At 61.8% G+C, this 18,527-nt stretch carries 23 protein-coding genes; 13 read left to right on the top strand and 10 right to left on the bottom strand.

The genetic code is table 11. The features are described 5' to 3' along the window. Nucleotides 1-217: 217 nt before the first annotated feature. The gene (locus tag NKH91_RS14055; RefSeq protein ID WP_352847653.1) at nucleotides 218-1,249 is read right to left on the bottom strand and encodes a LacI family DNA-binding transcriptional regulator; all 1,032 of its coding nucleotides are present in this window, start codon (nucleotides 1,247-1,249) and stop codon (nucleotides 218-220) included. Nucleotides 1,250-1,366: 117 nt separating this feature from the next. On the opposite strand from NKH91_RS14055, the gene NKH91_RS14050 reads away from it, so the two are divergent. The 4 genes from NKH91_RS14050 to NKH91_RS14035 all read left to right on the top strand — a co-directional run bounded on the left by NKH91_RS14050 (nucleotide 1,367) and on the right by NKH91_RS14035 (nucleotide 4,711). Then, nucleotides 1,367-2,515, top strand: a complete 1,149-nt coding sequence (locus NKH91_RS14050; protein WP_502898990.1) for a fatty acid desaturase family protein — start codon at nucleotides 1,367-1,369, stop codon at nucleotides 2,513-2,515. Nucleotides 2,516-2,555: 40 nt separating this feature from the next. Next, complete coding sequence (locus tag NKH91_RS14045) at nucleotides 2,556-2,870, top strand: MocE family 2Fe-2S type ferredoxin (protein WP_352847655.1); 315 nt, start codon at nucleotides 2,556-2,558, stop codon at nucleotides 2,868-2,870. Between the two features lie 2 nt (nucleotides 2,871-2,872). Beyond that, complete coding sequence (locus tag NKH91_RS14040) at nucleotides 2,873-4,102, top strand: NAD(P)/FAD-dependent oxidoreductase (RefSeq protein ID WP_352847784.1); 1,230 nt, start codon at nucleotides 2,873-2,875, stop codon at nucleotides 4,100-4,102. 399 nt (nucleotides 4,103-4,501) lie between these two features. Next, a complete protein-coding gene (locus NKH91_RS14035) occupies nucleotides 4,502-4,711 on the top strand; it encodes a YjiS-like domain-containing protein (RefSeq protein ID WP_084642552.1) in 210 nt (69 codons plus the stop codon). Nucleotides 4,712-5,024: 313 nt separating this feature from the next. Here NKH91_RS14035 and NKH91_RS14030 read toward each other — a convergent pair whose 3' ends face one another. From NKH91_RS14030 to hslV, 9 genes are all read right to left on the bottom strand, one after another. Further along, a complete protein-coding gene (locus tag NKH91_RS14030) occupies nucleotides 5,025-5,672 on the bottom strand; it encodes a DUF1579 family protein (protein ID WP_023718252.1) in 648 nt (215 codons plus the stop codon). Between the two features lie 110 nt (nucleotides 5,673-5,782). Next, nucleotides 5,783-6,526, bottom strand: coding sequence for an SDR family oxidoreductase (locus NKH91_RS14025; protein WP_352847657.1), 744 nt, complete (start codon nucleotides 6,524-6,526; stop codon nucleotides 5,783-5,785). After that, nucleotides 6,523-6,888, bottom strand: coding sequence for a putative quinol monooxygenase (locus NKH91_RS14020; RefSeq protein ID WP_023718254.1), 366 nt, complete (start codon nucleotides 6,886-6,888; stop codon nucleotides 6,523-6,525). The genes NKH91_RS14025 and NKH91_RS14020 overlap by 4 nt, the downstream gene beginning before the upstream one ends. A 186-nt stretch (nucleotides 6,889-7,074) precedes the next feature. Further along, on the bottom strand, nucleotides 7,075-8,034 hold the full coding sequence (locus tag NKH91_RS14015) for an AraC family transcriptional regulator (RefSeq protein ID WP_352547999.1): 960 nt from the start codon (nucleotides 8,032-8,034) through the stop codon (nucleotides 7,075-7,077). A 374-nt stretch (nucleotides 8,035-8,408) separates the two neighbouring features. After that, nucleotides 8,409-9,368 (bottom strand): DUF1402 family protein, encoded by a 960-nt coding sequence (locus tag NKH91_RS14010; protein ID WP_023718256.1) that lies wholly within the window; start codon nucleotides 9,366-9,368, stop codon nucleotides 8,409-8,411. 184 nt (nucleotides 9,369-9,552) lie between these two features. Beyond that, nucleotides 9,553-10,866: an ATP-dependent protease ATPase subunit HslU gene (gene hslU / locus NKH91_RS14005; RefSeq protein ID WP_023718257.1), complete on the bottom strand. Its 1,314-nt coding sequence runs from the start codon at nucleotides 10,864-10,866 to the stop codon at nucleotides 9,553-9,555. A gap of 4 nt (nucleotides 10,867-10,870) precedes the next feature. After that, nucleotides 10,871-11,467: a DUF2585 domain-containing protein gene (locus tag NKH91_RS14000; RefSeq protein ID WP_023718258.1), complete on the bottom strand. Its 597-nt coding sequence runs from the start codon at nucleotides 11,465-11,467 to the stop codon at nucleotides 10,871-10,873. A gap of 4 nt (nucleotides 11,468-11,471) precedes the next feature. Continuing rightward, nucleotides 11,472-12,014 carry a GNAT family N-acetyltransferase gene (locus NKH91_RS13995; protein ID WP_352484491.1) on the bottom strand — a complete coding sequence of 181 codons (543 nt, stop codon included), beginning with the start codon at nucleotides 12,012-12,014 and terminating at the stop codon, nucleotides 11,472-11,474. Next, on the bottom strand, nucleotides 12,004-12,555 hold the full coding sequence (hslV, locus tag NKH91_RS13990; protein WP_023718260.1) for an ATP-dependent protease subunit HslV: 552 nt from the start codon (nucleotides 12,553-12,555) through the stop codon (nucleotides 12,004-12,006). The genes NKH91_RS13995 and hslV overlap by 11 nt, the downstream gene beginning before the upstream one ends. Nucleotides 12,556-12,780: 225 nt before the next feature. Between hslV and hisB the strand changes: the two genes are divergently transcribed. Genes hisB through coaA form a run of 9 tightly spaced genes read left to right on the top strand, consistent with a single transcriptional unit; the run spans nucleotide 12,781 to nucleotide 18,521 of the window. After that, nucleotides 12,781-13,380: an imidazoleglycerol-phosphate dehydratase HisB gene (gene hisB, locus NKH91_RS13985; protein ID WP_352884841.1), complete on the top strand. Its 600-nt coding sequence runs from the start codon at nucleotides 12,781-12,783 to the stop codon at nucleotides 13,378-13,380. A 4-nt stretch (nucleotides 13,381-13,384) separates the two neighbouring features. Further along, on the top strand, nucleotides 13,385-13,858 hold the full coding sequence (locus NKH91_RS13980; RefSeq protein ID WP_352847661.1) for a DUF2628 domain-containing protein: 474 nt from the start codon (nucleotides 13,385-13,387) through the stop codon (nucleotides 13,856-13,858). A gap of 1 nt (nucleotide 13,859) precedes the next feature. Further along, entirely contained in the window at nucleotides 13,860-14,510 is a 651-nt protein-coding gene (gene hisH / locus NKH91_RS13975) for an imidazole glycerol phosphate synthase subunit HisH (protein WP_352884842.1), read from the top strand. Nucleotides 14,511-14,513: 3 nt separating this feature from the next. Beyond that, nucleotides 14,514-14,804, top strand: coding sequence for a DUF1330 domain-containing protein (locus tag NKH91_RS13970; RefSeq protein ID WP_352484487.1), 291 nt, complete (start codon nucleotides 14,514-14,516; stop codon nucleotides 14,802-14,804). A gap of 2 nt (nucleotides 14,805-14,806) precedes the next feature. Further along, nucleotides 14,807-15,556: a 1-(5-phosphoribosyl)-5-[(5-phosphoribosylamino)methylideneamino]imidazole-4-carboxamide isomerase gene (hisA, locus tag NKH91_RS13965; protein ID WP_023718265.1), complete on the top strand. Its 750-nt coding sequence runs from the start codon at nucleotides 14,807-14,809 to the stop codon at nucleotides 15,554-15,556. After that, the gene (locus tag NKH91_RS13960) at nucleotides 15,553-16,389 is read left to right on the top strand and encodes an arginase family protein (protein WP_023718266.1); all 837 of its coding nucleotides are present in this window, start codon (nucleotides 15,553-15,555) and stop codon (nucleotides 16,387-16,389) included. Before hisA ends, NKH91_RS13960 begins: the two co-directional genes overlap by 4 nt. Continuing rightward, a complete protein-coding gene (gene hisF, locus NKH91_RS13955; RefSeq protein ID WP_023718267.1) occupies nucleotides 16,386-17,180 on the top strand; it encodes an imidazole glycerol phosphate synthase subunit HisF in 795 nt (264 codons plus the stop codon). The genes NKH91_RS13960 and hisF overlap by 4 nt, the downstream gene beginning before the upstream one ends. Nucleotides 17,181-17,216: 36 nt before the next feature. Then, entirely contained in the window at nucleotides 17,217-17,543 is a 327-nt protein-coding gene (locus NKH91_RS13950; RefSeq protein WP_254815934.1) for a phosphoribosyl-ATP diphosphatase, read from the top strand. 18 nt (nucleotides 17,544-17,561) lie between these two features. After that, nucleotides 17,562-18,521 (top strand): type I pantothenate kinase, encoded by a 960-nt coding sequence (gene coaA, locus NKH91_RS13945; protein ID WP_023718269.1) that lies wholly within the window; start codon nucleotides 17,562-17,564, stop codon nucleotides 18,519-18,521. Nucleotides 18,522-18,527 lie beyond the last annotated feature (6 nt).

Here is an 18,527-nt window from a genome sequence, read left to right as displayed (position 1 = left end):
CCGGAAGGCATTTGCCTGAAACAGATCTTCCGGAACGAAAGAACCAAAATGCTCAGTTGGTGAAATATTTATTCCATTTCGCGTGGGCGTCAAGCGAGATTTCGCCATGAGGAATGGATTTTCGGCATTTCGAGCTCTTTTAGACGAACGCTCAGGCAAGCCAGGCCTGAAAGCGTTCTGATAGATTACATCATGTCTGCCGCCAATGACCGCGACGTCAGATGTTTTCCGGCAGATAAATGTCGAAGGGCAGAAAGGTCTGACCCGGCGCATTCGCGGCGCCGGTCTCGATGGCATGCGCCATCAGCCCGACAAGCTCGCGGCAAAGCGCTGCCAGAGGCGTCGAGATCACCATCGTCAGGAAATTATCCGCCAGCGCCGCGCGGGAGTCAGGCGTGATCTCGTTGCAGACGACCGCTGGCATCTCTGCCGGCTTTGCCCCCCTCAGCGCCGAGATCGCGCCTTCCATGCCGCCACCGGCGACATAGCAGCCGGCAAGATCGGGGTGGCGGGCCAGAAGCTCGATCATTGCATCATGCGTGATCTGGTTCGCTTCCAGATTGACCAACGTCTCAAGGAGAGTGAATTCCGGCGCTTGCTCGCGAAAAAAGGAGCGAAAACCGATCTCGCGAAGCTCGTGGCCGTGGAAGCGATGGCTGCCGACGAAGAGGGCGACCTTGCCAGGTCTCTTCGCGGCCTTCGAGATCATCCAGGCAGCGGTGCGGCCAACCTTGCGATTGTCGAGGCCGACATAGCCCTCGCGAATGCCGGACGCAAAGTCGGAAAGCAGGGAGAACACCGGTACGCCGTTGGCTTTGAGCGCCTCGACGGCCACCGTCAGCGTCGGGTGATCAGGCCCGACCAAGGCGACGGCCCTGGATTTGGCGGCCAGCTTGCGCATCCGCTCGACGATCTCATCCGGCGCCAGCGAATCGGCGAAGTCGATGGTCGCCACGCCTCGAAAGCGCGGCGACTGCGATACTGCCAGTTCAAGTTCGCGGGCAAATTCGCTGTAGAAGACGTCTTCCCGCCGCAACAGCAGAAATCCGAGGCGATACTCCGGCAATTCATGGCGCATCCGCTGCTTGATCAATCCGGCCGCGTGATAGCCGATGCTGGTCGCGGCGTCATAGACGCGGCGCGCGGTTTCCTCGCGCACCGGCAAGCGGTTGTTCAGCACCCGGTCGACGGTGGCAACGCTGACCCCCGAAATGCGTGCCAGGTCGGTGATCGTCGGCCGTTTCGCCATCGCTGCCTCGCTCCAACTATCCGACTCTTTTAAACCATTCTGATGGAAAATGATAGAAACTATCTTTGTGATATTGAGTCTATCAGCGCTCGGCGTTATTTTGAACACTGACCGAATATGATCGAGGCCTCCGCCATGGTGGATATTGGACTCCAAACCGGGAACACAACCTCAGCAGCAGCGTCCCAACGCGACTACAGCCTGGTCGGCCGCGACGCGAAGCTTGCCGTCGAGAGCGGGCTGGCGGCGGCCGAGTGGTATCACACCGACGTGCCGCGCAAGCAGATGAAGGAGCTGATGCAGCGCTCCGACGGCCCGGCGATCCGCCATACCATCATCTGGCTCGGTGCCATGATCCTCAGCGGCGCCGGCGCCGCCTGGTTCTGGGGCAGTTGGTGGTGCGTGCCGTTCTTCTTCGTCTACGGCGTCCTCTACGGTTCCTCCACCGATTCACGCTGGCACGAATGTGGCCACGGCACCGCCTTCCGGACGCAGTGGATGAACGACGTGGTCTATCAGATCGCCTGCTTCATGATCATGCGCAACCCGGTGACCTGGCGCTGGAGCCACACGCGCCACCATACCGATACCATCATCGTCGGCCGCGATCCGGAGATCTCCGTCATGCGCCCGCCCGATCTGCTGCGCGTCGTGCTCAATTTCGTCGGCATTCTCGATGCCTGGCACGCGATGAGCGACATGCTTCGCAATGCGGCCGGCATCATCAGCCCGGCCGAAAGAACCTTCATTCCCGACCAGGAGCGGCCGAAGGCAATCCGCATTGCTCGCATCTGGACGGCGATCTATGCCGCGACCGTCGCGCTGGCGCTTCATACCGGCTCGTTCCTGCCGCCGATGCTGGTCGGGCTGCCCAGGCTTTACGGTGCCTGGCATCATGTCATGGTCGGCCTGCTGCAGCATGGAGGCCTGGCTGAAAACGTCACCGATCACCGGCTCAACAGCCGCACCGTCTACATGAACCCGATAAGCCGTTTCATCTACTGGAACATGAACTACCACGTCGAGCATCACATGTTCCCCATGGTGCCCTATCATGCGCTGCCCAGGCTGCATGAGCTGATCAAGCACGATCTGCCGGCGCCGACGCCGTCCATCCTGGCCGGCTATCGCGAGATGATACCGGCTTTCCTGCGCCAGCTGCGCAATGAGGATTATTTCATCAAGCGCGAACTGCCGCCGACGGCGAGGCCCTATCGCGAGGATTTCCACAACGATAACGCTGCTGTTGCGGTGGCTGCTGAATGACAAGCCCACGCCGGGGCACCAAGAATCGGGGAAGGCGCATATGAGCGACTGGGTCGAGGCTTGTGACGCCGAGGACATCGGCGAAGAGGACGTGATGCGGTTCGACCATGGCGGTCGCACCTTCGCCATCTACCGCAGCCCCGAGGACGGGTATTTCGCCACCGACGGGCTTTGCACGCATGAGAAGGTGCATCTGGCCGACGGGCTGGTGATGGACGATATCATCGAATGCCCGAAGCATAATGGCCGCTTCAATTACAAGACTGGGGCTGCCAGGGGCGCGCCGGTCTGCGTCGATCTCAGGACCTATCCGGTCAAAGTCGACGCCGGCAAAGTCCTTGTCCGGATCGGTTGATGATGACGAAGGGAATGGTCATCATTGGCGCCGGCGAATGCGGCGGGCGCGCCGCCCTTGCGCTGCGCGAGCTCGGCTATGATGGCCCGGTGACGTTGGTCGGCGACGAGCCGCATCTGCCCTATGAGCGGCCACCGCTGTCGAAAGGCGCGATGGTCGCCGACGCGCCCCTGATCAAGGCGATCGCCAGTGAGGCGGTCCTGGCCGAAAGATCGATCAGGCATATCCATTCGGTTCAGGCGATGGCGATCGACCGCGTGGCGCATGTCGTGCGCCTGTCGGACGGCTCGGTCCTGGCCTACGACAAGCTCCTGCTGGCGACAGGGTCGCTGCCGCGCAAGCTGCCGATTCCGGGCCTTGGCGGGCGCTGCGTCTATCTGCGGACCTTCAACGACGCACTGGCCATTCGCGCTCATCTCAGCGCCGGAAATCGCGTCGCCATCATCGGCGGCGGCTTCATCGGGCTCGAGCTCGCCACGGCGGCACGCAGGCTCGGCGCCACTGTTGCCGTTATCGAGGCGCAGCCGCGCATTCTGATGCGCGGCGTGCCGGCCGAGATCGCGCAGGTTATCCATCAGGCGCATGAAGCCGAAGGCGTAAAAATCCTGTGCGGCGAGGGCATCGACGCCATTGCCGATGACGGCGCCGAAGTGCGCATCGTGCTTGCCGGTGGACACGACATTGTCGCCGATCTTGCCGTGATCGGCATCGGCGCCGTGCCGGTGACCGGACTTGCCGCGGAGGCAGGGCTGACGATTGACAATGGTATCGCCGTCGACGCCGAGCTTCGCACCAGCGACCCCGACATCTTTGCCGCCGGCGATTGCTGCTCGTTTCCGCTCGCCATCTATGGCGGCCGGCGAGTGCGGCTGGAAGCCTGGCGCAATGCGCAGGAGCAGGGCGCGCTTGCGGCCAGGAACATGCTTGGCGCCGGCGAGGCCCACGCGGCGGTGCCATGGTTCTGGTCGGATCAGTACGGCCTGACCTTGCAGATCGCCGGCCTGTCGGACGAAGGCCGCAGCATTGTGCGTCGCGAGCTCGGCGACGGCGCCTTCATCCTGTTCCATCTCGCCGAGGACGGCAGGCTGGTTGCGGCAAGTGGCATCGGCCCCGGCAACGCGGTCGCCCGCGACATAAGGCTGGCCGAGATGCTGATCGCGAAAAGGGCAAAGCCGGCGCCGGAAGCGCTAGGCTCGCAAACGATCAAGCTGAAGTCGCTGCTGGCGACATGAGCCAGCGCGGGTTCCAGAGCCATTTGAAAGAACTTGCGGAGCGCTTGCCGTTCTGGTGGTGACAATCCTGCACCTGATGGCGGGAGACGACCCTGAGCGGTCGTTCCTGCCCGCGATGGAAACGTCTCATGAGGGTTGGAACGGGGTCGTTCGCGCGACTTTGCGCCGAAAGGTTGCCATGAGGCGAATGATCCGATCTCGATCCCAGATGTCAGCTAAGCGCTTGCCGTCACGGCCGAGACGACCCCTTCCAGCCAACCGAGTTTCAGATGTAACCGAATTTCCTCCTTCTGAAATTCGCGCAACCGCGCAGCGCGACCCTCTCTCCTCAGTAGACGGGCTGACCACAGCCCGCCGCCCTGCCCGTATACGGCCGGGGCTCTGTGAAAAGAGGCTATCATGACGCCTCCAGTCCAGTGTGTTCTCCGTGTTATGCACCTGGTCATCGCCCGATCCCTTAGGGCCGCAGCGCAACGGCGTGAGCTGGCTCAACTTAGCGACCGCCAGCTACGCGATGCCGGAATCGATCCCGCATTGGCACGCCGTGGCAAGGCGGCCGCCGTCGATAGAACCAGCCTGCTTCGACTGCCGACCCTGTCGTCCGGCTGAGCGAGTTGATAGAGGAGCTAGCGATGGCCGGTCTCTCCACCGCGATCGGCGCAGAAGTCGGAGAGGTGTGCCTGCTCGGGGCAATGTTCGCTGGACTGATCCTCATCTCAGCTCCGAGAACGCGCTTCGTTCAGAGTCCGATCTCTGACTTGTCGGGCGCTCAGCGTCCGGTCGTCTTTCAAAGCAGTTCCAGGCGCCGAACTGGACGCTTTGAGATCGTCGGAGCTGAACTCGACCTTCCCGGCATATCCCGGCCGAGCGATGGAACCCGCGCAAGCTACTTACAACGTCCGAGCCACCCTTGAGCGATCGCTCACGCCTTCAGTCGCGTATAGACGGCGCGCGTTGCCAGTGTTTCTTGCTGTCCGGGACGCGTGAAATAGAGCTCAATGATGTGGCGATCGTTGTTCTCGATTTTGATTACAGTGCGCATGCCGATCTGCTTGCCGACTGTTTCTTCGCCCGCCACGCCCTGGTCGGTAAAGGTGCCGGACATGCTGATCGGCCTTTGATCCCCCGAATTAGGGACGCCTTTAAAATACATCATGGTTGTGTTGACAGGATCGATCGTGACCCACTCGTAACGTCCGTCCATGATGCTGTAGCCGAGCCATCCTTTGCGCCAGACCGGCGCTCCATCCAGCGTTCCCTCCATTATGTCTTCGATGTAACGGCCGCCCGCCAACCACTGACGATGGCTAATGAGATCGTCCGTCACGAGCGGCGGCTGATCGGGGCTGCGGCCGAGCGTGCCGTAGAAGCTCATCTGGACGCGCCAGGTGCCGATCATTGGCGCCAGGACCTCATGCCCCGGGCCCGGCAATCCACGGCGAAGCCAATTCGGCAACTCCGACTGCGTCGGGGGCTCGGCTGCAGCCGAGCTGCCTTGAGCCAATGCGCCGAAAGGAATGGGGAGGGCGAACGCAACGACGAATAGGGCAACGTGTAGTGTCTTGATCATACTTTATCTCCAGCTCATCGCTCGCCCAGGAATTGCTATGACGCTCAGTTGGGGCAATCGTTGCGAATTTTGTCGGGTGAACTCGTGGATACTCATCTCATACCTCTCCGTCATTCGATGCTGACCAGCGTTTCACCACCGGAAACTTCGATAACGGCGCCGGTCACGAAGTCATTGGTCATCAGGAAAAGTGCGGCCTTGCCGATATCGTCGACTTTTCCGACGCGTCCTGCCGGGAAGCGCTGACGCACCAGCGCGAAAAACGCCGCGCGCTTCGCCTGCGGCATGCCGGCCCACATTTCGCTGTCTATGACGCCCGGTCGGATTGTGTTGACGCGGATCGGACCGAGTTCGAGCGCAAGGGCTCGCGTCAGCGCCTCCAGACCAGCAAAGGCGACCATCATCATCGATGCGCCCATGCGAGGCTTGGTCACCAAGCCACCGGTCGTGAATGTGATCGAACCACCTTTCGGCATCCTAGGCGCTGCGTGCCGCGCGCAAGACCAACTGCCCAAGAGCTTGCCGTGCAGAACGGTCCGCGCGTCGGCCATCGTCTGGGAGAGGAAGGGACCTCCCGGACTCGGCGGGGTCGCGGTGATAAGAAGGTGGTCGAGCGTCCCTAGTGTTTCGAACATCTGCTCGACCGCTGTATCATCGGTCATGTCCAGCGACTGGAACGTGATCGAACCGTGGACGCTTTCCTCTACAGCCATTCTCGCTGAAGGGCGCCGCCCGAGCGCAATGACCTCGGCGCCTGCTTGAGAGGCTGCGCGGGCCGCGCCCATGCCCATGCCGCTTGTCCCGCCGACGATCACGACACGCTGATTCGAAAGAGGCTGCTCGTCACCGTTCATCCTGGATCTCTGCCGCTGGCATACGGACTCAGCATCTCCAGCCACTGCGTCTCCATGTCGCCCGGTTCGAGCTCACCAGCATCTACGACGAAGCTCTGGACATAGGCTTCGCCGAAGTGGCTCTTGAGTGCATCGATACTGCGCCAGACCTCGTAGATAACGATGAGATCGGGGTCGGTCCGATCTCGATGGATGTGGAATTGAAGACAGCTGGCTTCCGATCTCGTCGCTTGGAGATCTTTAAGCATACGTGCGACAAGCGCGGAGCCTTGGCCGGGAGTGGCGCGATGCTTAGCGATAACGCAATAGGGCGTGTCTTCGCCAGCGGTTGGTCGAGGAAGATCAGGCAACGTCAGCGCCATGTGGTACTCCTGCCGGAACGGCCGACCGAAGTGGTTGCGGCCATTGAAATTGGCAGATGCTGGTATGGCGTTGCTATGGCAGAAACGACTGAATATTTGACCGTTTGTCGCGCGTATTTCCGTATTACACGCGGTCGCAACAGGAGCGTATCTGCGGCTGGTCGAAACAGCCTCGCATGAACCCGATCAGGACTCTGTTCCGCTCACACGCAGCCCTGAATCTCGGATAGCGCCGGGTGAGACACCCATGAAGCGTTTGAACGCCCTGCTGAAGGACGCATCGGAGTCATATCCCAACTCCGATGCGATCTGTGACTGCGACATATATCCGTTACGCAACCAGGATGCCGCCAGCCGAAGCCTCCATTGCAGGAGATAGCGGGCGGGGGATACCGACAACAGGCTCTTGAACCGCTGCGAGAACCTCGATCGCGACAGCCCGGACAATGCAGCCAGGCGATCGACTGGCCAGTCTTCCCCAGGGGAGCGATGGATTCTTGCAAGCGCCGACCCGATTTGTGGATCCTGCACGGCCGCCAGCCAACCAGTCAGGTCGTCCGAACATGTCTCGACCCAGGTTCTGATTACTTGCGTCATGACAATATCGGCGAGGCGCGCCATTATCGTTGCAGAGCCGATTCTTTGCGCTTCAGCCTCGCGCGCCATCATCGCAATGAGGCTTGGTAGGTCAGTATCGCCATGCTCGGCATGCCGGATGTGCATCACAGAAGGTAGCAGTTCCAGCAGCGGATTTGCTGTCGGGCCCTCAAAGCCGATCGTACAGCATGCGATCAACGATCGCGCGCCGCCGCCGCCAGACTTCAACTCGTAAGTTCCGTTCCCGATCAACGCGGGTTTGACATCGGCGAGCGGCAAGGTTCGCCGTTTTGGCCGATCGGACATAGTGTGCTCTGTTCCGTGGGGAAGAAGAAGCACATCGCCGTTTTCGAGCAGCAGCGGCGGCAAGCCCTTGGCTTGTATCCAGCAATGACCCTCGAGCATCGCATGAAAACGTACGCCCTCCCTGAACGGCACGGCGATGCCCCAGGGCGCCGTCAACTCGCTGCGGCCATATCTCGCATGGGCAAGGCGTAGATCGCGCAGCACCTCGCTCAACAAATCATTCTCGGCCGGCTGGTAGCTCATCGTTGCACGCCCTAGACCGGGCCGATCAATGGACCTAAGCGGATCACTCATCTGCACTCCTTTGCCCCAACTTCGCATACGCTTATGCATCCCGTTACCTCTCTTAGTGGGCAACCGAAGGGAGACCTATTGCGGATCCAGATTCCGCAAGAGATCTGACAAAGGAAATGGGATTCTGCTGGCGGCGTTCGCTTAGGGATGCGCCGGACTTTTTTCAACAATATCCGCCCCTTGCTGCCCATCAGATCGCGCGCGCGACCCAAAAGCTGTTCCCCAGCCGGGGCGATCCCTTGAAAAGATCGACGGGTTCGAAGCCACAGAGTTCAAGCAGATAGGCGATTTCCTGGCGCAGGCTCCACCGCAGACCTTCACTGCTAAAACAGCGCCTTCAGCTCCGGCAATTTGTCGTTGACCAGCCAGCCATAGTAATTTTCCTCAGGCAGCTTTTCCGGCTCGCCCGCAGCGCGGCGCTTGTCGTTCTCCGCCTTCAGCGCATAGGCACGCTGTTCCGGATTGCCGACATTGTAGAGGGTCGACGTGATGCCGGGATTGCCTGAGATGTCGAAGCCGGCAATGCTTTTATAGGCGTCGATCGACTTCCGGATCGTTGCCGCGACATAAGGCAGTGTCAGGTCAGGATCCATGATGGTCTTGTAGACCGCGTTCGGGTCGCCGACGTCGAGCTCCGGCAGGCCGGAAACCTTGTGCACGAGATCGCTCATCTGCAGTGCCGTCAGCGGATTGAGCTGGCCAAGACCAAAAGTCTGGCCGGCATAATAGGGCTGGAAGAAAGTCGCGCCGAAGCGGTCGTTGGGAAAGCTCTCGCCGTTGACGGTCTTGCCGCGGAACGACCGGTTCCACACCTGCTCGCGGCATTCCCAGAGTTCGTAACTGTCCGATTTGCCCGCGCACTTGGCAAATTGCGGCCGTTGCACGAAATCGGTGATGTCTTCGCCTTCATAGGCGAAGGAGAGTTTGCTCGACAGATACGAGATCGCCTTGACGTAGTAGGTCTGCAGCCGGTCGTAGGCATCGACATTGTAGGTGTGCTCGCCGACGATGGCGCCGACGATATGCATCGGGTCGATGCCATAGGCCGCGGCTGCCTGCATGATCTTGCCACGCAGCTCGGCATCGTTCTGGAGCAGCGCAAACACTTTGCGGTATTTCGCCTGGAAGGTGGTGTTGGTCGCCTGGGTGCGCCGGCTGGATGCGCCCGGTATGTCGGGCTGCTCGGTGTTGCGGTTGCCGGGCGGCACCATGGTTGCCGCTTGCGCGGCGAACATGGCTGCCGCCAGCGTCAGCCCGAGAATGACGAGGATCAGTTTTTTCATGCGCCGCCGCCCAAATAGTCGCCGGGCAAACTAGGTAATGCTCCAACGGGAGTCGAGAGACGCCTGCACCCGACGGGACGAAAGCTCGCCGGATGCTTCCATTTGGCCACACATCGGAAATGCCGGGCTGAATTTGGCGGAGACCGGGAGCAATTCCCCGGCCTCTTTGAGGATGAAGCGTCTCCTACAGGATGAAACGCGACAAATCCGTGTTTCTGGAGAGGTCGCCGACATGCTTCTCCACATAGGCGGCATCGACGGTCACGGAGGTGCCGTTGCGGTCCGGTGCGTCATAGGAGATCTCGTCCAGCACCCGTTCCATCACCGTCTGCAGCCGCCTGGCGCCGATGTTCTCGACGCTGGCGTTGAGGTCAACAGCGATGCCGGCCAACGAGTCGATTGCGTCATCGGTGAAGACCAGGTCGACTCCCTCGGTCTTCATCAGTGCGATATACTGCTTGATCAGGCTGGCTTCGGTCTCGGTGAGGATGCGGACGAAATCGTCCTTCTCCAGCGCCCGCAGCTCGACACGGATCGGCAGGCGGCCCTGCAATTCCGGCAGCAAGTCGGATGGCTTGGCGACGTGGAACGCACCTGAAGCGATGAACAGGATGTGGTCGGTCTTCACCGGTCCGTATTTGGTCGCAACCGTGGTGCCTTCGACCAGCGGCAGCAGGTCGCGCTGCACGCCCTCGCGCGAAACACCGGCACCGATGCCGCCTTCGCGCGAGGCGATCTTGTCGATCTCGTCGAGGAAGACAATGCCGTCATTCTCGGTCGATTCGAGTGCCCTGCGCACCACCTCGTCCTGGTCGAGCAACTTGTCGGACTCGTCGCTGATCAACAGCCCGTAGGACTCTTTAACGGTCGTCTTGCGCATCTTGGTTTTCTTGCCGCCCATCGCTTTCGACAGCATGTCGTTGATGTTGAGCACGCCGATATTGGCGCCCGGCATGCCGGGGATCTCGAAGCCGGGCATGCCGCCATTGCCGGTATCGGCCACTTCGATCTCGATCTCCTTGTCGTCAAGCTCGCCGTCGCGCAGCTTCTTGCGGAAACTGTCACGGGTGGCCGGACTCGCCGTCTTGCCGACGAGCGCTTCAAGCACCCTTTCCTCGGCGTTGATGTGGGCACGCGCCTCGACGTCCTCACGCATCTTCTCGCGCACCAGCCCGATGGCGATCTCGACCAGATCGCGGATGATCTGCTCGACATCGCGGCCGACATAGCCGACCTCCGTAAACTTGGTGGCTTCGACCTTGACGAAAGGCGCACCGGCAAGGCGCGCCAAGCGGCGAGAAATCTCGGTCTTGCCGACACCGGTCGGGCCGATCATCAGGATGTTCTTCGGCATCACCTCTTCGCGCATCTGGCCCTCGAGCTGCTGGCGGCGCCAGCGGTTGCGCAAGGCAATCGCCACGGCACGCTTGGCGTCTTTCTGGCCGATGATGAAGCGGTCGAGTTCCGAAACGATTTCGCGGGGAGAGAAGGTGCTCATGTCACTAAATTCCACTTTGCCACTGCCGAATGGACTCGAACGGATGCAGCAGCATGATCACGTTGAGTGTCAGATTGTCCCGGATGAGATAGCCGACACCGAATTCGAAGATGAGGGCGAGGGTTACGATCACCCATATAGGAAGCCTTCGCGCCATGACAAACCCCAGCACCATGGCCAGCGTGTCCGACACCGAATTGATGACGCTGTCGCCATAATAGTCGAGCGAGATCGTGCCGGCGCGATAGCGATCGATGATGAAAGGGCTGTTCTCGAGCAGCTCCCAGCCGCCCTCTATCACCACCGCAAAGGCCAGCCTGAGCCCGATCGGCGAGCGCGGGAAAAGAAACCACGCCAGCGCATAGAACAGGAAGCCGTGAATGATGTGCGAGAAGCTGTACCAGTCGGAGATATGCTGGGAATTCTCGGAGCTCTGCACGATGCCGTGCCACAGCTTGACGTAGCCGCAGGTGCAAATCGGCGTCCGCCCCATGCCGTAGAGGACCCCTGCCTGGAATATGACCAGACCGAGAACCAACAGAAGCCCCATTCGCCAACTGTCTTCGTAGGCCGAGACGGTTTTGTCGCTGGATACGCTCATGCTGCTATTGCCCCTCTTCTGCGTCACCCTGTTCGGCATCACCCTCTGGGGCATCAATCGCCATCAGCACGGCATCGCCATATTCCGACTTCCTGCGATCGATAGCCCTGAAACCGGCTTTTTCATAGGCACGGATAGCCCGTGCATTGGCCGGGTCCGGGTCGATGATGACGCGCGGCGCACCTTCCTCGAAAAGCTGCTCGACGAACTGCCGGACGATCGCCGAGCCGTGGCCGGTCCCGACAAGCTCCGGCACGCCGATCGACAGATCGATGCCGAGCGTGCCGAACGGCTGGTCGCTATAGGGATGACCGTCCTCCAGATGCGGATCGTAGCTCTGCAAATAGCCGATGGGTTTGCCGTCGAGCTCGATAATCAGCGGCTCGACCGAAATGCTGTCGATATGCTCGCGGATCTCCGCGATCTCGGTCTCTGGGTCGTTCCACCATTCGGTGACATGCGACTCGGCAAGCCAGCCGGCGATCATCGGCAGGTCCCTCTCGGTCACCGGCCGAAAACCGTAGCGGAGGCTCCGCTCAGGCGGCATCGAGGGTTTCGACGACGAAGCTGTTGTTGGTGTAGACGCAAATGTCGGACGCGATCTGCATCGCCTTGCGGGCGATCTCCTCGGCGTCCTTATCGGTATCCATCAGGGCGCGGGCCGCGGCCAGCGCGTAGTTGCCGCCGGAGCCGATGGCCATCACGCCAAATTCGGGCTCCAGCACGTCGCCGGTGCCGGTCAGCGCCAGCGACACCGACCTGTCGGCCACCAGCATCATTGCTTCCAGCCGGCGCAAATAGCGGTCGGTGCGCCAGTCCTTGGCGAGCTCGACGCAGGCGCGTGTCAGCTGGTCGGGATATTGTTCGAGCTTGGCTTCGAGCCGCTCCAGCAGCGTGAAGGCATCGGCGGTGGCGCCGGCGAAGCCGGCAATGACGTTGCCGCCCTTGCCGATGCGGCGCACCTTCTTGGCGTTGCCCTTCATGATGGTCTGGCCGAGGCTGACCTGGCCGTCGCCGGCGATCACCACTTTGCCGCCCTTGCGCACGGTTAGGATGGTCGTGGCATGCATGGTCAGTTCATTAGACATTTTCTGCTCCGGTCAGCACCGATCCCATCAAGGCGATTGGCGCGTTACGAGTGACTTGATCGGCCATATGTATGCATAGGCCAGACGATTGCAAACCGGCCATCCACCGGGCCGGATAGTGCTCCGCAGCGGTAACTGGCAATCGCCGGATCATGCTGCTAGAAGGCTTTCGTTTTCAGGCATGTGAACGCCTGAATCGTGCAAATCTGAGACAAGGATGAGGTCATGGTGCCCCGTTCCGCCGAGATAAGCCGCAAGACCAAGGAAACCGACATCTCCGTGTCGGTTCAGGTCGACGGCTCGGGCAAATGCGACATTTCGACGGGCGTCGGCTTCTTCGACCATATGCTGGACCAGTTATCGCGCCATTCGCTGATCGACATGACGGTGAAGGCCAAGGGCGACCTGCACATAGACGACCACCACACGGTCGAGGATACTGGTATCGCGCTTGGGCAGGCGCTGGCCAAGGCATTGGGCGAGCGGCGCGGCATCATGCGCTATGCTTCGATCGATCTCGCCATGGACGAGACGCTGACGCGGGCGGCGATCGACGTCTCCGGCCGGCCTTTTCTGGTCTGGAATGTTTCGTTCTCATCGCCGAACATCGGTACGTTCGACACCGAGCTGGTGCGCGAATTCTTCCACGCGCTGGCGCAGAATGCCGGCATCACGCTGCATGTCACCAATCATTACGGCGCCAACAACCACCACATTGCCGAGACCTGCTTCAAGGCCGTGGCGCGTGCGCTGCGTTCGGCGCTCGAGCGCGACCCGCGCCAGCCGGACGCGGTTCCCTCCACCAAGGGATCCCTGAAAGGGTAGCGCCATGGCCATCTATGTCGCGATGGAACCGCCAGGCCGCAGCGAAAGGGTGGACACCACCTTTGTCCGTGACGGCTTTGCCTGGCTCGGCTTCCTATTGCCGCCGCTGTGGCTGGCCTGGCACCGGCTGTGGGTCGAGGCGGCATTGGCCTTTGTCGCCATGGGCCTGCTTTCGATGCTGGGCGAAAGCCTGGGCCTGGAAAGCGCAGGCTCGCTTTTGTCCCTCCTTGTCATGCTCTTTGTCGGACTGGAAGGGCAGGCCCTGCGGATCGCAGCACTGCGCCGCCGTGGCTGGCGTGAATGGGGTGTCGTCGAGGCCGACAGGCTCGACGATGCCGACATTCGCTATGCGTTGGAAACCGATGCGGATTCGAATGCACAGTCCCCCGCACAGCGCATCGTCCCGGACGCAACACTTGCCCGGCCGACGCCGATGGGCATGGCACTGGGGCTGACCCATATTCCGGGAAAGCGCTGAGATGCGGGTCGCGATCATCGATTACGGGTCGGGCAATCTGCGCTCGGCCACCAAGGCCTTCGAGCGTGCCGCTCATGGATCCGGCATTGCCGCCGCGATTGAACTCACAGCCGATGCCGAGCGGGTCAGGACCGCCGACCGCATCGTCCTGCCCGGCGTCGGCGCCTATGCCGATTGCGCCGCTGGACTGCGCGCTGTGGCCGGCATGTGGGAAGCGGTCGAGGAGGTCGCGATCGTCAAGGGACGGCCGTTCCTCGGCATCTGCGTTGGCATGCAGCTGATGTCGGAGCGAGGCTTGGAAAAAACGGTTACGAAAGGGTTTGGCTGGATCGCCGGCGACGTCAAGGAGATCACGCCGGCCGATCCGACACTGAAGATCCCGCAGATCGGCTGGAACACGATTGACCTGAAGCGCAAGCATCCGCTGTTTTCCGGCATTGCGACGGGCGGGAAGGGGCTGCACGCCTACTTCGTCCACTCCTACCATCTCGATGCACGGAAGGAGGACGAGGTGCTGGCGGTCGCCGACTACGGTGGCCCGGTGACGGCCGCTGTCGCCCGCGGCAATCTCGCCGGAACGCAATTCCACCCCGAGAAGAGCCAGGCGCTCGGCCTCGCTTTGATCACCAACTTCCTGCAATGGAGGCCCTAGGTCATGAGCAAGAAGGGCTATTGGATGGCGATGGTCGATGTCCGCGACCCCGAGGTCTACAAGCAGTACATCGAGGCCAATGCCGCGGCTTTTGCGAAATACGGCGCGAAGTTTCCCGTGCGCGCCGGACGGTATACCAGCCCGGAAGGGCCGACAGGCAATCGCCACGTGCTGGTGGAATTCGAATCCTACGAGACGGCGATCGCCTGCTACGGCTCGCCTGAATACCAGGAGGCCTTGAAGTACAGGCTCGCCGGCTCGACCGGCCACTTTGTCATCGTCGAAGGCGCCTGAAGGTGATCCTGTTTCCGGCGATAGACCTCAAGGACGGCAAATGCGTGCGCCTCAAGCATGGCGACATGGCGACCGCGACGGTCTACAATGACGATCCCGCCGCTCAGGCGCGCGCCTTCGAAGAGCAGGGCTTCGAATGGCTGCACGTCGTCGACCTCAACGGCGCCTTCAAGGGCCAGAGCGTCAACAGCGCGGCAGTCGGCGCCATCCTCAAGGCGACGAACAACCCGGTGCAGCTCGGCGGCGGCATCCGCACTCTGGCGCAGATCGAGGACTGGCTCGACCGTGGGCTGGCCCGCGTCATTCTTGGCACTGTGGCGGTGCGCGATCCGGATCTGGTCAGGCAGGCTTGCAAGGCATTCCCGGGCAAGATCGCCGTCGGCATCGACGCCAAGGGCGGCAAGGTCGCGGTCGAAGGCTGGGCGGAGGCCTCGAGCCTCGGCGTCATCGAACTGGCGAGGAAATTCGAGGGCGCCGGCGTTGCTGCCATCATCTACACCGACATTGATCGAGACGGGGTGCTGACCGGCATCAACTGGGACGCCACCATCGATCTCGCCGAGGCGGTTTCGATCCCGGTCATCGCCTCGGGCGGGCTCGCCTCGATCGCCGACATTGTGCGCATGACCATGCCCGATGCGCGGAAGCTCGAAGGCGCGATCTCCGGCCGCGCGCTCTACGACGGCCGCATCGACCCGGCCGAGGCACTGGCGATCCTGCGTGGCAAACCGATGGCAGGGGCGTCATCATGAAAGTCTCGATTATCCTCGCCCCCTATGACAGCGGGCACCATCATGAAGGGTGCGGCCAGGGGCCGGACGCCATCATCGGCGGTGGGCTCGTCGAAGCTCTGACCGTGGCCGGCCATGACGTCGCCGTCGAAGATATCGGCAAGGTGGGAGACGAGCAGGGGCGCGAAATCGCAACCGGCTTCGCCGTCTGCAACGCCGTCGCGGCCAAGGTCGGCCTCGCCCGCGACGGAGGAGGCTTCCCCATTGTCCTTGCTGGAAATTGCCTGACCGCCGCCGGTGCGGTTGCCGGTGAAGACGCGGATTCGATTATCTGGATCGATCAGCATGGCGATCTCAACACGCCAGAGACGTCCGCCTACGGCTTTCTCGACGGCATGGCGCTGGCGGCGACACTCGGGCTCTGCTGGCGTCCGATGGCGGCAGCAATTCCGGGATTCCGGCCGATGGACCCGGCGCACTGCATGCTGGTCGATGCCCGCGACCTCGATCCCGACGAAAAGCGCCTGCTGGAAACTTTGCCGATCGTGCGCGCCGAATGTGCCGGTGCGCTCGATATGGTGGGAAAGCTCACAGCGGCAGGGGCTGTTCGGGGACATCTGCATCTGGACCTGGATGTCCTCGATCCGGATGTGCTGCAGGTGAACCGCTACACGCATCCGGGCGGTCCGAGTCCGGAACAGCTGCGGCAGCTTGCCTGCGGGCTGGCCAGATCCATCCCGATCGTGGGCGTGACGCTCTCGGCCTACGATCCGGCCTTTGATTCCCAGTCCGAGGTTCCGTCCGTCGTCGGCCAGCTGCTTGTCGACTTTCTTGCGGCGATCGAGAGGATCTGATGCTGAAAGCCCGCGTCATCCCCTGTCTCGACGTCAAGAACGGTCGCGTCGTCAAGGGCGTCAATTTCGTCGACCTGGTCGATGCCGGCGATCCCGTCGAAGCGGCAAAAGCCTATGACGCGGCCGGCGCCGACGAGCTCTGCTTTCTCGACATCACTGCCTCGTCGGAAAACCGCGAGACCATCTTCGATGTCATTACCCGAACGGCCGAACAATGTTTCATGCCGCTGACTGTCGGTGGTGGCGTCCGCCAGGTCGCCGACATCAGGAAGCTGCTTCTGGCCGGCGCCGACAAGGTGTCGATCAATACGGCGGCGGTGAAAACCCCAAATTTTGTCGCCGAGGCTGCCGACAAGTTTGGCAACCAGTGCATCGTCGTCGCCATCGACGCCAAGAAAGTGTCCGCTGCGGGCGAGGCTGATCGCTGGGAGATCTTCACCCATGGCGGCCGCGAGAAGACCGGCATCGATGCCGTCGAGTTCGCTCGGCGGATCGTCGATCTCGGCGCCGGCGAGATCCTGTTGACGTCGATGGACCGCGACGGCACCAAGGCCGGCTACGACATAGCGCTTACCCGCGCGGTCGCCGACGCCGTACGCGTGCCGGTCATCGCTTCCGGTGGCGTCGGCACGCTCGATCACATGGTCGAAGGCATTCGCGACGGCCATGCGGGCGCGGTGCTGGCAGCCTCGATCTTCCATTTCGGCACCTACAGCATCGCCGAAGCCAAGATGCATATGGCTCAGGCCGGACTGCCGATGCGGCTGGACTCGCCGGGTAATCGGTCCTAGAGCCTTTCCGGCTAAGAAGAGGCTGTAAACGCCGTTATGACCGAGTTCTCACTCTCCGATCTGGAGAAGATCATTGGCGAACGCGCACGTTCCGGCGATCCGGATTCGTGGACGGCCAAGCTCTTTCAGCGCGGCATGAGCAAGGCAGCGCAGAAACTCGGCGAAGAGGCGGTCGAAACGGTGATCGCAGCCGTCAGCGCCGACCGGGACGCGCTTGTTTCGGAAAGCGCCGATCTCATCTATCATTGGCTTGTCGTTCTCGGCATAGCGGACATTCCGCTGAGCGATGTGCTCAACGAGCTTGAACGCCGCACCGGTCGTTCGGGCATCGCCGAAAAGGCGTCTCGGCTGGACCGGGGCTGATCGCTGCGGAGGAACTCGATGGACCAGCTCGCTCCTACCGAGAAGTATTCACCCTATCGGTTCTTCTCGGCGGAGCAATGGTCGCGGTTCCGCGCCGATACGCCGATGACGCTCACCGAGGACGAGGTCCGTCGTCTGCGGTCGCTGAACGATCCGGTCGATCTCCACGAGGTCGAGCGCATCTACCTTTCGATGTCGCGGCTGTTGTCGGCCCATGTCGAAGCCAGTCAACTCCTGTTCAGGCAACGCCAGGTTTTTTTCAACGCGCTGGACGTGGCCAAGACACCGTTCATCATCGGCATTGCCGGTTCCGTGGCGGTTGGCAAATCGACCACGGCGCGCGTGCTAAAGGAGCTGCTGGCGCGCTGGCCGTCGAGTCCCAAGGTCGATCTGGTCACCACCGACGGTTTCCTGCTGCCGAACGAAGTCCTGCGCCGCAACAATCTGATGGAGCGCAAGGGCTTTCCCGACAGCTACGACGTCGGCGCGCTGCTGCGTTTCCTGTCCGGCATCAAATCGGCGCAGCGCAACGTCCGCGCGCCGGTCTATTCGCACCTGACCTATGACGTTATCCCGGGCGAGTTCCAGACCATCGACAGGCCGGACATCCTGATCTTCGAGGGCATCAATGTCCTGCAACCTGGCAAGCTGCCGAAGGACGGCAAGATCGTGCCTTTCCTGTCAGATTTCTTCGACTTCGCCATCTATATCGATGCCGAGGAGGCGCTTATCCATCACTGGTATATCGCCCGCTTCATGCGGCTGCGCGAAACCGCCTTCCGCGACCCAGCCTCCTTCTTCCACCGCTATTCGCAACTTTCCGAGGATGCGGCCCGCGCCATCGCCGAGGGCCTGTGGACCAACATCAACCTGAAGAACTTGCGCGAGAATATATTGCCGACCCGCGCCCGCGCCGATCTCATCCTGCGCAAGGGCGCCAATCATCTGGTCGAGGAAGTGGCGCTCCGAAAACTGTGAAATCCC

It is taken from the genome of Mesorhizobium sp. M0894 (genome assembly GCF_040319725.1).
In the GTDB taxonomy this organism is placed as follows: domain Bacteria; phylum Pseudomonadota; class Alphaproteobacteria; order Rhizobiales; family Rhizobiaceae; genus Mesorhizobium.
This window is presented reverse-complemented; position numbering and strand designations above follow the sequence as displayed.

Excerpts from the sequence above, each read along its gene's own strand:
- NKH91_RS14055 (WP_352847653.1), bottom strand. The coding sequence starts at position 1,249 with ATGGCGAAACGGCCGACGATCACCGACCTGGCACGCATTTCGGGGGTC.
- NKH91_RS14050 (WP_502898990.1), top strand. The coding sequence starts at position 1,367 with ATGATCGAGGCCTCCGCCATGGTGGATATTGGACTCCAAACCGGGAAC.
- NKH91_RS14045 (WP_352847655.1), top strand. The coding sequence starts at position 2,556 with ATGAGCGACTGGGTCGAGGCTTGTGACGCCGAGGACATCGGCGAAGAG.
- NKH91_RS14040 (WP_352847784.1), top strand. The coding sequence starts at position 2,873 with ATGACGAAGGGAATGGTCATCATTGGCGCCGGCGAATGCGGCGGGCGC.
- NKH91_RS14035 (WP_084642552.1), top strand. The coding sequence starts at position 4,502 with ATGACGCCTCCAGTCCAGTGTGTTCTCCGTGTTATGCACCTGGTCATC.
- NKH91_RS14030 (WP_023718252.1), bottom strand. The coding sequence starts at position 5,672 with ATGATCAAGACACTACACGTTGCCCTATTCGTCGTTGCGTTCGCCCTC.
- NKH91_RS14025 (WP_352847657.1), bottom strand. The coding sequence starts at position 6,526 with ATGAACGGTGACGAGCAGCCTCTTTCGAATCAGCGTGTCGTGATCGTC.
- NKH91_RS14020 (WP_023718254.1), bottom strand. The coding sequence starts at position 6,888 with ATGGCGCTGACGTTGCCTGATCTTCCTCGACCAACCGCTGGCGAAGAC.
- NKH91_RS14015 (WP_352547999.1), bottom strand. The coding sequence starts at position 8,034 with ATGAGCTACCAGCCGGCCGAGAATGATTTGTTGAGCGAGGTGCTGCGC.
- NKH91_RS14010 (WP_023718256.1), bottom strand. The coding sequence starts at position 9,368 with ATGAAAAAACTGATCCTCGTCATTCTCGGGCTGACGCTGGCGGCAGCC.
- hslU (WP_023718257.1), bottom strand. The coding sequence starts at position 10,866 with ATGAGCACCTTCTCTCCCCGCGAAATCGTTTCGGAACTCGACCGCTTC.
- NKH91_RS14000 (WP_023718258.1), bottom strand. The coding sequence starts at position 11,467 with ATGAGCGTATCCAGCGACAAAACCGTCTCGGCCTACGAAGACAGTTGG.
- NKH91_RS13995 (WP_352484491.1), bottom strand. The coding sequence starts at position 12,014 with ATGCCGCCTGAGCGGAGCCTCCGCTACGGTTTTCGGCCGGTGACCGAG.
- hslV (WP_023718260.1), bottom strand. The coding sequence starts at position 12,555 with ATGTCTAATGAACTGACCATGCATGCCACGACCATCCTAACCGTGCGC.
- hisB (WP_352884841.1), top strand. The coding sequence starts at position 12,781 with ATGGTGCCCCGTTCCGCCGAGATAAGCCGCAAGACCAAGGAAACCGAC.
- NKH91_RS13980 (WP_352847661.1), top strand. The coding sequence starts at position 13,385 with ATGGCCATCTATGTCGCGATGGAACCGCCAGGCCGCAGCGAAAGGGTG.
- hisH (WP_352884842.1), top strand. The coding sequence starts at position 13,860 with ATGCGGGTCGCGATCATCGATTACGGGTCGGGCAATCTGCGCTCGGCC.
- NKH91_RS13970 (WP_352484487.1), top strand. The coding sequence starts at position 14,514 with ATGAGCAAGAAGGGCTATTGGATGGCGATGGTCGATGTCCGCGACCCC.
- NKH91_RS13960 (WP_023718266.1), top strand. The coding sequence starts at position 15,553 with ATGAAAGTCTCGATTATCCTCGCCCCCTATGACAGCGGGCACCATCAT.
- NKH91_RS13950 (WP_254815934.1), top strand. The coding sequence starts at position 17,217 with ATGACCGAGTTCTCACTCTCCGATCTGGAGAAGATCATTGGCGAACGC.
- coaA (WP_023718269.1), top strand. The coding sequence starts at position 17,562 with ATGGACCAGCTCGCTCCTACCGAGAAGTATTCACCCTATCGGTTCTTC.